Below are 12482 nucleotides of genomic sequence, written 5' to 3'. Positions count from 1 at the left end.
TGATCTCTTCGCATTTCTCGGCGGACGTTCACCGGGCGTTGCTACGTCGACTGGACAACCCTGTCGTCATCACAGACGCAGCACTGGCGGAGCAGCTGGACCCGGCTGTGCTGTCTGGCATGGTCCGCGCCGTGCTTGCTATCGCAGGCAGCGACGTTCCCGGGGTGGTCGATCTTAGATCGGTGCCAGAGCCGCCCGGCGACCGCCCGCCAGTCCGCCTGCGTGCCGACGAGCCGGCCCTGAGTGGGCGTTCTGCACGCTTTCGTCGGGCCTCAGCTTGAGTTGATCTCTGGGGTGGCCGGTGGGTCGGGCCGGGGCAGGACGAACAGGCCGGGATCGGGCTCGGTGAGAACACCCCGCTCTACCAGCCGTTTCAGCCGGGCCCGCATGCTCTCGACATGCCGGGGCTCGGTGCCGCCACCCAGCGCCCGGCACACGTCCTTGGCGTGCAGCCCGTTCCCGCCCCGGGTGAACACGGCCAGCACCTCCCGATACCCCGGCGGCAGCGGCTCGGCCGGTGCGGCGTCGTTCTCCGCGGCCAGGTCCAGCACCGTCTCCCGGGTGATCTCCAACCGTTCCAGGGCACGTTCAGCGGCGGCGAGCTGCCCGGTGAGCCGGGCGATCTCCTCCCGCAGCTCCTCGACGGCCCGCCCGGCGCGGGCCCGCCGAGCCTCGATCTGTTCCAGCACCTCCCGCACCGGCACTCCGCTCGTCATTCCCGACACTCCCGCCGGTCAGACCGGCGGGTCACGCCAGGTCGGGGTGGCCGCCCCGGTCAGCCGGCGGGCCATCACCTCCACCATCGACCAGTGGATCATCGCTACCGCGCTGGCCGGTTTCGCCTCGTAGTCCCGGGCCAGCCGCCGGTGCAGCATCAACGTGCCCAGGGTCTGCTCAACCCGCCACCGCTTCGGGAGCGGGGTGAACCCCCGCGCTCCCGGCTCGCGTCCGACGACCTCGACATCGATGCCCAGACCGGCGCCGTGCTCGACGACGGTGGTCTTGAACCCGGCGTCCACCCACGCCTTGCGCACCGGCGGGGCGGCGGCGGCGACCCGGTCCAGCAGGGCGGTGCCGATGGTGTTGTCGTGCACGCTGGCCGCGACCACGACCACGGCGATGAGCAGTCCCAACGTGTCGACGGCGATCCCGCGTTTACGGCCCGGGCTTTTCTTTCCCGGGTCCAGGCCGGTCGTGCCCTTCGGGGCGTTGGTGGAGGACCGGACGGTCTGGGAGTCCAGCACGACCGCGCTCGGGTCGGCTTTCCTGCGGTGGTGCTCACGGACCAGCCAGCGCAGCAGGTCGTGGATCGTCTCGGTGGTGCCGTCGTCGCGCCACTGGCCGAAGTAGTAGTACACCGCGGACGTCGGGGGCAGGTCGTGGGGCAGGTAGCGCCACTGGCAGCCGGTCCGGGCCTGGTAGAGGACCGCGTTCACGATCTCCCGCATGTCGTAGCCACCCTCGTGCCCGCTAGCCGAGGGATGCCGGGCCTTCCACGCGGTGAGGACCGGGCGGATCAGGTCCCACGCCTCATCGGACAGGTCACTGGGGTACGGCTTGCGTTCTGCCATGTCTTCCAGCAGAACGCGCCAGCCGGCGAACGCAAGACGATCAACTCCGCACCCCAGAGATCAACTCAAGCTGAGACCCGGCGAAAGCGTGCAGAACGCCCACTCAGCGATGGCATCAAGGTTGACGGGCAAACGGAGGCGATCACCCGGATCTGCTGGTGGCTGGACGCCTGGGAGCAGCAGAAGCCTGGCGGCGGCTCCTGGTGGCCGCAGATCGTCACACTGACCGACCTTGACCGCGGCACCACCAGCCAACTGGGCCCGCTCAGACCTTCCTGGTGTTACGGAACTCCCGGCATTGCCCGCTCCCAGCAACTCGCCGCCCGTGCCCTGCACGAACCCGCCCGCCAACGCCGCGCCGAGACCGCCTTCCTCGACTGTCTGAACGACCCGACGCAGCTGAGCCGCCTCACCGACCGGAGCCTGTGCCACGGGACCGGCGGGCTCCTCGCAACCGCCCGCAACATCGCCGCCGACGCCCTCACCCCGATCTCCCTCACACAGCCGCAACTCCTGCACCAGCCCGCCGCTGCCGAGGACGACGAACCCCCGGGTTTCCTGGTCGGATCGGCCGGCGCAGACCTGGCTACCACCGCGACCACGACAACCTCGTGGGACGCCTGTCTCCTGCTCCGCTGATGGAAAGGCCCGCCGTGGAAGAGACTCCCTGGAAGCAGGTGAACATCACCTACCCCGCCGAGGACCCCGCTGAGCGGGAGCGTCAAGCCATCGCCCACCTGACCGAAATCCTCCCGCCGGCCGAGGCAGGCGGCCTGATCACCTCCTGGTGGTTCATCCGCAAAGGCCCGTGGCGTATCCGCTACCTTCTCACTGACACCGCGGGCGGCCGTCACAGCGACGCCACCGACCCGCTCCATCCCCTGCTCACGAAAGGCGTCATCTGGACCGACGACATCTACGAACCTGAGGTCCACGCCTTCGGCGGGCCGGCCAGCATGGACCTGGCCCACTCGCTGTTCCACGCGGACAGCCGCCGTCTGCTCTCCGCCCTTGGCGACGGCTGCACCGACCGGCGGGAACGCTCCCTCCTGCTGTGTACCAAGCTCATGCGGGCCGCGGGACTGGACATCAACGAGCAAGGCGACGTATGGGCACGCGTAGCTGAGCAGCGCGCCGCCCTCGCCGGAGTACCACCCGACCCGCAGATATGGGCGTCCTTCACCTGGGACGTACGTCGTCTCCTCCTCGGCGACGCCCGCGCAGACCTCACCGACGGCGACTGGCTCACAGCGTTCCACGAGACAGGACGAGCGCTCCGAACCCTGCGAGAAAACGGCCAACTCACCCGGGGAATACGCTCGACAATCGCACTACATGTAATCTTCCACTGGAACCGAATCGGACTCGCAGCAACCACCCAGGCCACGCTCGCGCGTGCCGCGAAGGAAGCCGTCTTCGACAATGCACCCGGATAACATCCGCAACATCAACGGATACCCGATGAGCCAAATCATTGTTCTACCCGCGACCGTTTGACTACGGTGTAACAGTTCCCGTTACAACGCAGAGGGCACAGAGATCAATATTCGGGTCCGGAGGGGATGTGCGGTGGCGTCATGAGCAAGCTCAGCCGGCGGGTGGAGCAGGAGGAGTTGCGGGCCCGGATGCGCGCGGTGGGTATGTCCCACGACGAGATCGCTGTCGAGTTCGCCCGCCGCTACAAGTTGCGGCCCCGTGCCGCCCACCGCCACGCCCGCGGCTGGACCCAGACGCAGGCCGCCAACCACATCAACACCCACGCCGCCCGCGTCGGCCTCGACCCGGACGGCGCCGCACCCATGACCGGCCCGAAGCTGTCGGAGCTGGAGAACTGGCCGTTGCCGAACAACCGCCGCCGGCCCACCCCCCAGATCCTCGCCCTGCTCGCCGAGGTCTACGACACCAGCATCCACAACCTGATCGACCTTGACGACCGCGAACAGATGCCTCCTGCTGATCTGCTGCTCATCACCACGATCCGTGAGAGGGCCGTGCCGGCGAGCGCTATCGGTTCGCTCCCACAAGCGCAGTCGGCAAGCTCGGAGGTCACGCCGATGGTGGATGCGCCGAATCGGCAGCAGTTCCTGCTCGCGGCGTCAGCCTTGGGCGTTGCCGTGGTGCTGCCCCGACAGCCGGCCGCGCCGTCCCCGTCCGTGAGCGTCCGGTCGACCGTGTTCCCGGCCGCATGCGATCTTCTCGCTGATCTGCGAGAAGCCATCACGGCACCGGCGGAGTGGTCCACCGATCCCGACCCGGCCTCATTCGCGGGCCCTGCCGACCTTGACGCTCGCGCGCGGGAGTGCCACGACCGCTACCAGCGGGCCGACTACGCAGGCACGGCGAGACTTCTCCCCGCGGTGGTGCGGGGCATCGAGACACTCACGGTCGATCCGCCGACTGGCGTGAACCACCGCGCGGTCCGGCGGACGCAGGCCGTCGCGTACATCGCTGCCGCCAAGCTCGCGACCAAGACCGGCGACCACGATCTCGCCTGGCTGGCCGCAGACCGTGGCCAACACGCGGCGCTCGCTGCCGACGCGCCAGCGCTACTGGCGACAGCGCGCAGACAGATCGCCTGCGTCTTCCACGACACGGGACGGCTGGCCGACGCCGAACGGGTCGCGGTCAGCGCCCTCGACGCCCTGAACCAGCGACCAGGCGACGAGGACCACCGCGACCTCTCGTCCGCGCGGGGCGCTCTTCTTCTGCTCTCGGCAATGACCTCGATCCGCCGAGGCGAACGGACGGAAGGCCGCCGCCGGCTCACCGCCGCGGCCGAGCAGGCTGACGCGCTTGGCCGGGACAACAACCGGCTGTGGTCGGCGTTCGGGCCGACGAACGTCGCGATCCACACCCTTACCGCCACCCTGGTACTGGACGATCCGACAGAGGCGGTCGGCGTCGGCGAGCAGATCGACACACGTCTGCTGCCACCCCCGCTGGCCGGCAGGCGCGCACGTCTGCACGTAGATCTTTCCGGCGGGCATGCCCGCCTGGGCGAGGATGCCATCGCGGCGGTGCACATCCTTGACGTCGCCCGCCGGGCGCCGCAGCTGCTGAGGGTTGATCCGACAGCTCGGGCTGTGCTGGCGACACTGCTCGGCCGTGCCCGCGGCTCCACCGTCTCGGTCCTACGGAGTGTCGCGGAGCAGGCCGGAGTCGCAACGTGATCAGTGGACGACCAATGCTGCATCTGGTGGTCTGCGCGGCCCCACCCGCCGCGCAGGTCGACGAGCTGATCCGCCACGTCCACACGGATGGTTGGGCAGTCTGCCTTGTGCCGACGCCGGTCGCCACGACCTGGCTGGACGTGCACGCTCTGGAAGAGTTGACCGGTCACCCGGTCCGCTCACGGCCCCGGCGGCCGGACGAGCCTCGCCTGCCGCCCGCGGACGCCGTGGTGGTTGTCCCTGCGACCTTCAACACGATCAACAAGTGCGCCGCCGGGATCAACGACAACGCGGCGCTCGGCGTCATGAACGAAACAATCGGGCTCGGGCTGCCCGTCGTCATCGCCCCCTATGTCAAACCCACCCTCGCCGCCCACCCGGCCTTCGCCCGAGCCCTACGCGACCTGACCACCTACGGCTTCACCGTCCTGCCGACCAACGCGATCGGGCCCCCCGACGGCACCACCTCCTTCGCCTGGCGTCCCGTTCTCAATTCCCTGCCAGCGCGTCGGCCCGCCGGTGAGATCTCCGCGCCAGAGGACCCATCGTGACCATGCGCCTATCCCACGACGCTGCTGCGCCTCGACCCGCGCATCATTCTGGACGGCGGCGCCCAAGTCCCGATGGAAGGAGGCTGTCTCATGCCCAGACCCAGTCAGCGTGTTGAACAGGACGAGTTGCGGGCGCGGATGCGCGCGGTCGGGATGAGCCACGACGAGATCGCGATCGAGTTCGGCCGGCGCTACCGGCTGCGCCCACGCGCTGCCCACCGCGTCGCGCACGGCTGGACCCAGCAGCAGGCCGCCAACCACATCAACACCCACGCCGTCCACGTCGGCCTCGACCCCCACGGCGCCGCGCCCATGACCGCACCGAAGCTGTCGGAACTGGAGAACTGGCCGTTGCCGAACAACCGCCGCCGGCCCACCCCCCAGATCCTCGCCCTGCTCGCCGAGGTCTACGACACCAGCATCCACAACCTGATCGACCTTGACGACCGCGAACATTTCGACCCCGCCGACCTGCTCCTCATCGACAAGACGTCGAAAACCGCACGGCCGCAGCCGGTGGAACTGTCGGGACAGACGAGGCGCCAGAGCGACAGAACCGATGCCGGCGCCATGGCGGAGCCCACCGCCCGGGAAACTCGATCGCTGGTGGAACTGTGCACGAGTCCCATCGGCCGCCTTCCCGAGGCAACGACAGATTTCATGGGATGGGAAACGGTATCGACGACAGAGGCGGTGAATAAGATCGCCAGAGATGATCTCTCCCTTGATCGCCGCGAGGCGGCTCGCGCGATGGCGGACGTGATCGTCGGCGCTGCTCTGCTTGAGGGGGCGGAGCGCTGGCTACATGCCATCGAGCCGCCCGCCGGGCAGCGTCGCACCGCAGGCGTCGGCGATGAGGAGATCGAGCAGATCGAGCTGGCCGCGCGAACCTTTCGGGCCTGGGACAACCAGTTCGGCGGTGGCCTTCGACGGAAAGCGGTCGTGGGTCAGCTCGCTGAGATCGCGGATGAGCTTCGCGACTTCTCGCATCCGCAGAATCTGACCCGGCGGCTGCACGGCGTGATGGCCGATCTTGCTGAGACCGCCGCGACGATGTCCTGGGACTCGGGGCCAGGGGGGGATCGCTCAGCGTTATTACCTGCTCGCTCTTCGATCGGCCAAGGCGGCTGACGATCCTGTGTTCTGCGCGAACATCCTCGCTGGCATGGCGCGGCAGCAGTTCTATCTCGGCCGGACGACCGAAGGACTTGAGCTCGTCCGCCTCGCGCAGGACGTCGCTGGTGCTCGGGCGACTCCGGCGGTGCGTGCGATGCTGTTCACGCGCGAGGCATGGGCCTACGCCCAGCAAGGTCGACTCTCCGCCTTCCGGCGCGTGACAGGCCGGGCGCAGGACGCTCTCCGCGACGTCGACCCGGGCGTTGAACCGCACTGGATCTCCTACTTCGACCAGGCGGAACTGGCCGGCGTCACCGGAGGTCGTCTCCTCGACGTCGCGCACCAGGCGCCCGAGTATGCCGACGAGGCAGCCACCTGGTTGAGCCAGGCCGTCCGGGCTCGGGGCGTCGGCAGCGTCCGCAGTACCGCTCTTGATCAGCTCGGGCACGCCGAGATCAGACTGGTGCAGGGCGAGTTCGACGAAGCAGCACGGCTGGGTCACGCCGCCGTGACGACGGTCGAGCAGACCCGGTCCAGCCGCGTCCGGGTCAAACTCGGCCAGTTCTACCGGCACGCCGAGACCAGGACATCCGCCCGCCCCATCGCCGAGCTGTGCGGGAGGATCAAACCCATGCTTCGCGCCGAAGACACGGCGGCCCGGATATGAAACGTGAGGAAGGTCAGGACTTGACCCGCATCGGCGTCACCGGCCACATGGACCTCACCCCCGCGACCGTCCCCCTCGTCCGGGCCGCTCTCACCGCGGCTCTCATGCCGTACGCGCCAGACCTGACCGGCGTCAGCTGCATCGCGGCCGGCTCCGACAGCATCTTCGCCGACGTCGTCCTGGACATCGGCGGCACACTCGAAGTGATCATCCCTGCCGCCGACTACCGCGCAAGGAAGGTCAAACCCGACCACGCCCCTCTGTTCGACGACCTCGTCCGCCGGGCTGCCACCGTGCGGGTCCTGCCGCACGAGGTCTCCGATCGGGCCGCGTACGAGGCGGCGAACGAGGCGCTCCTCGACACCGTCGATCTACTCATCGCGGTCTGGGACGGCCAGGCCGCCGCCGACCAGGGTGGCACAGCCGCCGTCGTCGCTCGTGCCCAAGCAAACGACCGCGCCGTCCAGGTCATCTGGCCAACCGGGGCAGCGCGACAGCGACACCTGTAATCCTGGCTTTGCTCGGACAGGCGGACCAGAGCCAGCAGGGCTCCGGCACGTTCGCGCTTTGGTGTGATCGTGGCCGTGCGTCCTGGGTGGCGCTGATCGCGTGATCGATCCAGGTGTTCGTTGTTCTGGCCTGCTGGGCGGTGCCCTGGCCGGTTCTGTCAGCTGAGGTCCCGGTCCGCCCGGAGTTGGCTGGTGGGGTCCCGGTATGCCCTGATCGGGCGGGCGCGGGGGTCGGCGGGCGGACACGGCCAGGTCACGCGTCGCTGAGAAGAAGACAGGCACGGCGCCTGTAGATCACGGAGGTGTCTAACGTCTTCGTGGTCCGGGAGCGCACGTGCCTGTGGGGGCATTGTCGCGTGACGCGGCCGGTGTGGTGGGAGCCGGCGCGGTGTCGCGTGAGGGAATCTGGCAGCGGCTGCACGCGATGGGCGAGCACCGGGGCCGACGTGGGCGGGTCTACCCGCTGGCGGTGCTGGCGGCGGTGTGGCTGTGCGCGCTGACCGCGGCGGGCCATGACCGGGTCACCGCCGTGATCGAATGGCTCGCCGGCACCACGGAGGAGGAACGGCGCCGGCTGCGGCTGCCGTACGACCCGTTTGACGGCTACCGGCTGCCGAGCGAGTCGACGATCCGCCGGTTCCTCAACGACACCGACGACGCGCGGCTCGCCCGCGCACTGCTCGATCCGCCGCTGGCCGACCCGGCCCCGCCGAAGCCGGCGTCACCCGAGGCGGCGGGAGAAGCGGTGCGGGCGGTCTACGCACTGGATGGGAAGACCAGCCGCGGCGCGAAGCGCGCCGACGGGCGGCAGGTCCAACTGGTCGGGGTCGCCGACCAGGCGACCGGCCGGCTGGTCAACCAGCACGAGGTGGACTCGAAGAGCAATGAGACGAAGGCGTTCCGCCCTGTCCTCGAGCCCCTCGACCTTGCCTGCGACCTGTTGACCTTCGACGCTCTGCATACCGTGCGCGACCATCTCGACTGGCTGGTCACCGACAAGAAGGCCCATTACCTTGCGGTCGTGAAGGGCAACCAGCCAACGCTGCGCGCGTTCCTGGCCGCGTTGCCGTGGGCGGACGTCCCGGTCGCCGACACCACCCACGACCATGGCCACGGCCGTGACGAGACCCGCACGCTGAAGGCCGCGACCGTCGAGCACGCCGAGTTCCCGCACGCCCGCCAGGCCGTCCGGATCCAGCGCTGGCGCCGGGAGAAGGGCAGGAAACCCAGCCGGGAGACGGTCTACGGCATCACGGATCTGGCCTTCGAGCAGGCCTCGGCCGGGTTCCTCGCCGACGCCGCCCGCGGCCAGTGGATCATCGAGAACCGTCAGCACCACGTCCGTGACGTCACTTTCGGTGAGGACGCGAGCCGGAGCCGGACCCGCCGCGGCCCGGTCAACCTCGCGATCTTCCGCGCCACTGTCGCGCACGCGGTCCGCGCCGCGGGCCACCGCTACGTTCCGGCCGGGCGCCGGGCCTGCAAGACCGCCACCGCCGCGCTCGACCTGCACGGCTTTCCCTGACGATACGGACATCCAGGCCGTCCCGTCGGCGCGCGGACGAGCCGGTCATAACGCGAACGTGCCGGAGCCCTGGCGTCTCAGCACACCCCATTCGGGAAGGAAGGGTACCTCACCATGCCGCGCTCGACTGCGCGCCGTACTACCGCGAAACGCACCAAGCAGGCCGTCGCCGCGCAACCCGAGATCGTCCGGGTCGGGATCTACCTGCGTCGCTCCACTGACGACGAGAACCAGCCCTACACGATCGAGGCCCAGGAAGAACGGCTGCGCTCCTACGTCGACTCCCAACCCAACTGGATCGTCGCCCTGCGGTTCGCCGACGACGCCTCCGGCGCCACCACCGAACGCAAGGACCTCCAGCGGGCCCTGGCCGCCGCCCGCAACGGGCTCATCGACGTCCTGCTCGTCTACCGCGTCGATCGGCTCTCCCGCAGCCTGCGCGACACTGTCGATCTCCTCGAAGAACTCGAACAGGCCGGGGTCGTGTTCCGCTCGGCCACGGAGCCGTTCGACACCGCCACTCCCATCGGCCGCATGCTTCTCCAGATACTGGCGATGTTCGCGCAGTTCGAGCGCGATATGATCATCGACCGGGTCATCGCCGGGATGGAACGCAAGGCCGCCAAGGGTCTGTGGAAAGGCGGACGGCGCCCGTTCGGCTACCAGGTCGACAAGATCGCCAAAAAGCTCATCATCGATGTCGCCGAAGCCACGATCGTCCGGCTGATCTTCGACCTGTACGTCCGCGACCGCCTCGGAACCAGAGCCATCGCGAGCGTCCTGAACAACCGCGGCCTGCGTACCACCGTCGGCGGCCCCTGGTCCGGCCACAAGATCCTGCGCATGCTCGACAACAGAGCCTATCTGGGTGAACTGACCTTCCGCGAGATCACCGTCGAAGGCACCCACGAACCGATCATCGACGAGGAGACGTTCGACGCCGCTCAGAAGATCCTCACCGAACGCAGCGAGGAGACCTCACGCCGGGCCTCCAACCCCTCCGACTACTACCTCACCGGCCGGATGCGCTGCCCCCAGTGCGGCACAGCCCTCATCGGCACCCGCGCGACCGGCCGCAACCACACCTACCGCTACTACACCTGCCACACCCGCAACCGCTACAACCGCCACGAATGCGACGCCCCCCGCCTCGACGCCGACGCCGTCGACTACGCCGTACTCACCGCTCTTGCCGGCTTCTACCGCGACCACCAGCAGCTCATCGCCGACGCCGTCCTCAAAGCCCAGCGCAGCCACCGCGACGCCCGATCCGAACACACGGCCGAACTCAGCACCATTGAGACGGAACTCACCCTGACAGACCAGGCCATCGACCGTTATCTTGGGGCGTTCGAGCGCGGTACCCTCGACGACGAGACCCTCGCCACACGCCTCGAAGCACTACGCACCAAGCAGAAGCAGCTCCGCCAACGGCAGGCCGAACTCACCGAAGAGATCGACCACGAACCCGTTATGCCGGCCCGTTCCAGCCTTCGCGCAGTCACCCGGCACATCGAAACGATTATCGAGACAGGCGACGACCTCGGACGCAAGGCTCTCATCGAAGCCTTGGTCGCCGAAGTAAAGATCACCGGACCCGACCGGCTCACACCGATCTTCAAGGTCCTCGGACCCGACGCTCCAAGGGACGTCACCAACGTAGACACTGGAGACATCAGCCAGCCGAAGCTGACCCAACCAGCCACGTCCCCCGCCCCCCACAGGGGCGCCGCAGCTGTCCTACCAGCCACAACGCCCCCGAAGGGAGCGGTTCGCGCAATGCCTACATTGGTGGAGGTGAGGGGACTCGAACCCCTGGCCTCCTCCGTGCGAGGGAGGCGCTCTACCAGGCTGAGCTACACCCCCTGGAAGCATCTGAAGCTTACAGGACCGCGTAGCCCATGTGACGACCACCCGGTTCGGATGGATCGCCACCTCCGGCCGGCCGTCAGCTGATGCTGATGCTGATGCCCTCCTTGCCCCGAGCCCTCGATCGGGCGGCCGGCACGGCGACCTCCCGGGTGAGATCTGGCTGGATGCGGTCCGACAGGGCGAGGCCGGACCGCGCCCCGCCGGACCTCGCGACGGTGGCCATCAACCGGTCGAACAGGGGGGCCGCGGCGGCTGGCCGGAGCAGCCCCGCCTCATGGCCGCACCATCCCCACACCCGAGCGCCGTCGATGACGAGCTCCTGGTCCGGCTCGGTGCCTCGGGGGAAGGCCAGCCGGGCGTCGGTCGGAACATCCGGCGTGCCGAGCGGGTGGTGCGTCCACAGCTGCAGGGACTCCTCCGGGCACCACGCCTTGTCGCGGACGGCTATCTGCCATACCGCCCGTCCGGGCCGGTACAGGGCGAGCCGGATCGCCGTTCCCCGGCAACGGAACAGCAGACCGACCCCGTCGGGACGAACACCTCGTACCTCGACGGGCACCGGGGAGCTCCCCGAGCAGACGAGGTATCCCTCGCTCCGCAACCGGGCCATCCACGACTCGAAGGTCACAGCGAACGCTGCCTTCCTGATAGTTCTCGATAGCTACACAGTGATTACGTGATGATTACGCAGTAGTTGCGCTGGTCTGGGAAGCCCCATCGGGGGATCGGCCGGTCGGGACCGGACCAGCCGCCAGGACCGGACCAGCCGCCAGGGCCGGATCAGCCCGGCTGGCCCTGGCGGCGCGGCCACAGGTGACCGGGGCGGGCAGCGGGCTGGCGTGTGACGGGAGAAGACGGAGACGGCGCGACCTGGCTCATCCGGCGGAGCGCACAGCTCAGCCGGTTATCCGGGGAGCGCACACGGAGCACTCCGGTGAACGAACCGGCCGGGGCAGGACGGGAGTCCGGGAATACGGATGATCGATAGCTGCTCCCACCGGGAGCAAAAAGATCATCCGTTCAGGTCTGGCGCCGAGCTCCGAGGCCCCTCGCGCCCAGAACGGTCCCAGAATTACAGGACCGATGTGCTCGTCGCGCGTGCGGCGAGGCTCAGTGGACGCGAGGGCTGGGACAACACCGACAGCGCCCTGGACAACAGACCTCTCGCCACGCCCAGTGAGGGGTGGAGCCGGGCTGCCAACGGAGCGTCACATCTTTATTATGCACGGCAGCCCGGCCGGGCGTCGGAGCGCAAGTGGCCGCCGGAGATCGGTTCAGGCCCATGCGGACACGGTGATTCCGGCTGTCCGGAGTGCCTTGACGATCTTCACGCCGCACGCCGCACGCCGCACGCCGCGAACCACGCGCCGCGAACCACGCGCCACGCGCCGCGCGCCGCGCGCCGCACGCCGTGTATCGCTCGTCTCGGGGCAGGTGCCCCGAGACGGTGTGGGTCGGTATCCCGGCGACTACCGGGGAACGACAACCACAGGACGATGTC

General features: G+C 68.9%; 10 protein-coding genes, 1 tRNA gene and 3 pseudogenes. 9 read left to right on the top strand and 5 right to left on the bottom strand.

The window, feature by feature from the left end; translation table 11 throughout:
* Nucleotides 1-272: 272 nt before the first annotated feature.
* Together FRANCCI3_RS20210 and FRANCCI3_RS20205 are read right to left on the bottom strand one after the other, a co-directional pair.
* Nucleotides 273-716 carry a hypothetical protein gene (locus FRANCCI3_RS20210; RefSeq protein ID WP_011438373.1) on the bottom strand — a complete coding sequence of 148 codons (444 nt, stop codon included), beginning with the start codon at nucleotides 714-716 and terminating at the stop codon, nucleotides 273-275.
* 18 nt (nucleotides 717-734) lie between these two features.
* Nucleotides 735-1571, bottom strand: coding sequence for an IS5 family transposase (locus tag FRANCCI3_RS20205; RefSeq protein ID WP_011435557.1), 837 nt, complete (start codon nucleotides 1569-1571; stop codon nucleotides 735-737).
* Between the two features lie 102 nt (nucleotides 1572-1673).
* On the opposite strand from FRANCCI3_RS20205, the pseudogene FRANCCI3_RS25025 reads away from it, so the two are divergent.
* The 9 genes and pseudogenes from FRANCCI3_RS25025 to FRANCCI3_RS28385 form a co-directional block, all read left to right on the top strand.
* A pseudogene (locus FRANCCI3_RS25025) lies at nucleotides 1674-2210 on the top strand (lanthionine synthetase LanC family protein); the annotation flags it as partial.
* A gap of 14 nt (nucleotides 2211-2224) precedes the next feature.
* Nucleotides 2225-3007: a thiopeptide-type bacteriocin biosynthesis protein gene (locus FRANCCI3_RS20195; protein WP_035959242.1), complete on the top strand. Its 783-nt coding sequence runs from the start codon at nucleotides 2225-2227 to the stop codon at nucleotides 3005-3007.
* 141 nt (nucleotides 3008-3148) lie between these two features.
* Nucleotides 3149-4741 carry a helix-turn-helix domain-containing protein gene (locus tag FRANCCI3_RS25020; protein ID WP_085949882.1) on the top strand — a complete coding sequence of 531 codons (1593 nt, stop codon included), beginning with the start codon at nucleotides 3149-3151 and terminating at the stop codon, nucleotides 4739-4741.
* Between the two features lie 14 nt (nucleotides 4742-4755).
* Entirely contained in the window at nucleotides 4756-5292 is a 537-nt protein-coding gene (locus FRANCCI3_RS20180; RefSeq protein WP_043590376.1) for a flavoprotein, read from the top strand.
* Between the two features lie 90 nt (nucleotides 5293-5382).
* Nucleotides 5383-5779 (top strand): annotated as a pseudogene (locus FRANCCI3_RS25015) (helix-turn-helix domain-containing protein); the annotation flags it as partial.
* Between the two features lie 651 nt (nucleotides 5780-6430).
* Nucleotides 6431-7075 carry a hypothetical protein gene (locus FRANCCI3_RS20175; protein WP_108913875.1) on the top strand — a complete coding sequence of 215 codons (645 nt, stop codon included), beginning with the start codon at nucleotides 6431-6433 and terminating at the stop codon, nucleotides 7073-7075.
* Complete coding sequence (locus FRANCCI3_RS20170; RefSeq protein ID WP_011438365.1) at nucleotides 7072-7584, top strand: hypothetical protein; 513 nt, start codon at nucleotides 7072-7074, stop codon at nucleotides 7582-7584. Before FRANCCI3_RS20175 ends, FRANCCI3_RS20170 begins: the two co-directional genes overlap by 4 nt.
* 334 nt (nucleotides 7585-7918) lie before the next feature.
* The gene (locus tag FRANCCI3_RS20165) at nucleotides 7919-9109 is read left to right on the top strand and encodes an ISAs1 family transposase (protein ID WP_011438364.1); all 1191 of its coding nucleotides are present in this window, start codon (nucleotides 7919-7921) and stop codon (nucleotides 9107-9109) included.
* A 114-nt stretch (nucleotides 9110-9223) separates the two neighbouring features.
* Nucleotides 9224-10240: pseudogene (locus FRANCCI3_RS28385) on the top strand (recombinase family protein); the annotation flags it as partial.
* A 270-nt stretch (nucleotides 10241-10510) separates the two neighbouring features.
* On the opposite strand, the gene FRANCCI3_RS28380 reads toward FRANCCI3_RS28385, so the two are convergent.
* From FRANCCI3_RS28380 to FRANCCI3_RS20140, 3 genes are all read right to left on the bottom strand, one after another.
* Nucleotides 10511-10807, bottom strand: a complete 297-nt coding sequence (locus tag FRANCCI3_RS28380) for a hypothetical protein (protein ID WP_035958066.1) — start codon at nucleotides 10805-10807, stop codon at nucleotides 10511-10513.
* A gap of 91 nt (nucleotides 10808-10898) precedes the next feature.
* Nucleotides 10899-10975 (bottom strand) — tRNA-Ala (locus tag FRANCCI3_RS20145).
* An 82-nt stretch (nucleotides 10976-11057) separates the two neighbouring features.
* Complete coding sequence (locus tag FRANCCI3_RS20140; protein ID WP_236701424.1) at nucleotides 11058-11591, bottom strand: hypothetical protein; 534 nt, start codon at nucleotides 11589-11591, stop codon at nucleotides 11058-11060.
* Nucleotides 11592-12482 lie beyond the last annotated feature (891 nt).

This window comes from Frankia casuarinae, assembly GCF_000013345.1.
In the GTDB taxonomy this organism is placed as follows: Bacteria; Actinomycetota; Actinomycetes; order Frankiales; family Frankiaceae; genus Frankia; species Frankia casuarinae.
The sequence above is the reverse complement of the archived record's forward strand: the minus strand, read 5'-3'. Positions and strand labels throughout refer to the sequence as shown.

Excerpts from the sequence above, each read along its gene's own strand:
- FRANCCI3_RS20210 (WP_011438373.1), bottom strand. The coding sequence starts at position 716 with ATGACGAGCGGAGTGCCGGTGCGGGAGGTGCTGGAACAGATCGAGGCT.
- FRANCCI3_RS20205 (WP_011435557.1), bottom strand. The coding sequence starts at position 1,571 with ATGGCAGAACGCAAGCCGTACCCCAGTGACCTGTCCGATGAGGCGTGG.
- FRANCCI3_RS25020 (WP_085949882.1), top strand. The coding sequence starts at position 3,149 with ATGAGCAAGCTCAGCCGGCGGGTGGAGCAGGAGGAGTTGCGGGCCCGG.
- FRANCCI3_RS20180 (WP_043590376.1), top strand. The coding sequence starts at position 4,756 with ATGCTGCATCTGGTGGTCTGCGCGGCCCCACCCGCCGCGCAGGTCGAC.
- FRANCCI3_RS20170 (WP_011438365.1), top strand. The coding sequence starts at position 7,072 with ATGAAACGTGAGGAAGGTCAGGACTTGACCCGCATCGGCGTCACCGGC.
- FRANCCI3_RS20140 (WP_236701424.1), bottom strand. The coding sequence starts at position 11,591 with ATGGCCCGGTTGCGGAGCGAGGGATACCTCGTCTGCTCGGGGAGCTCC.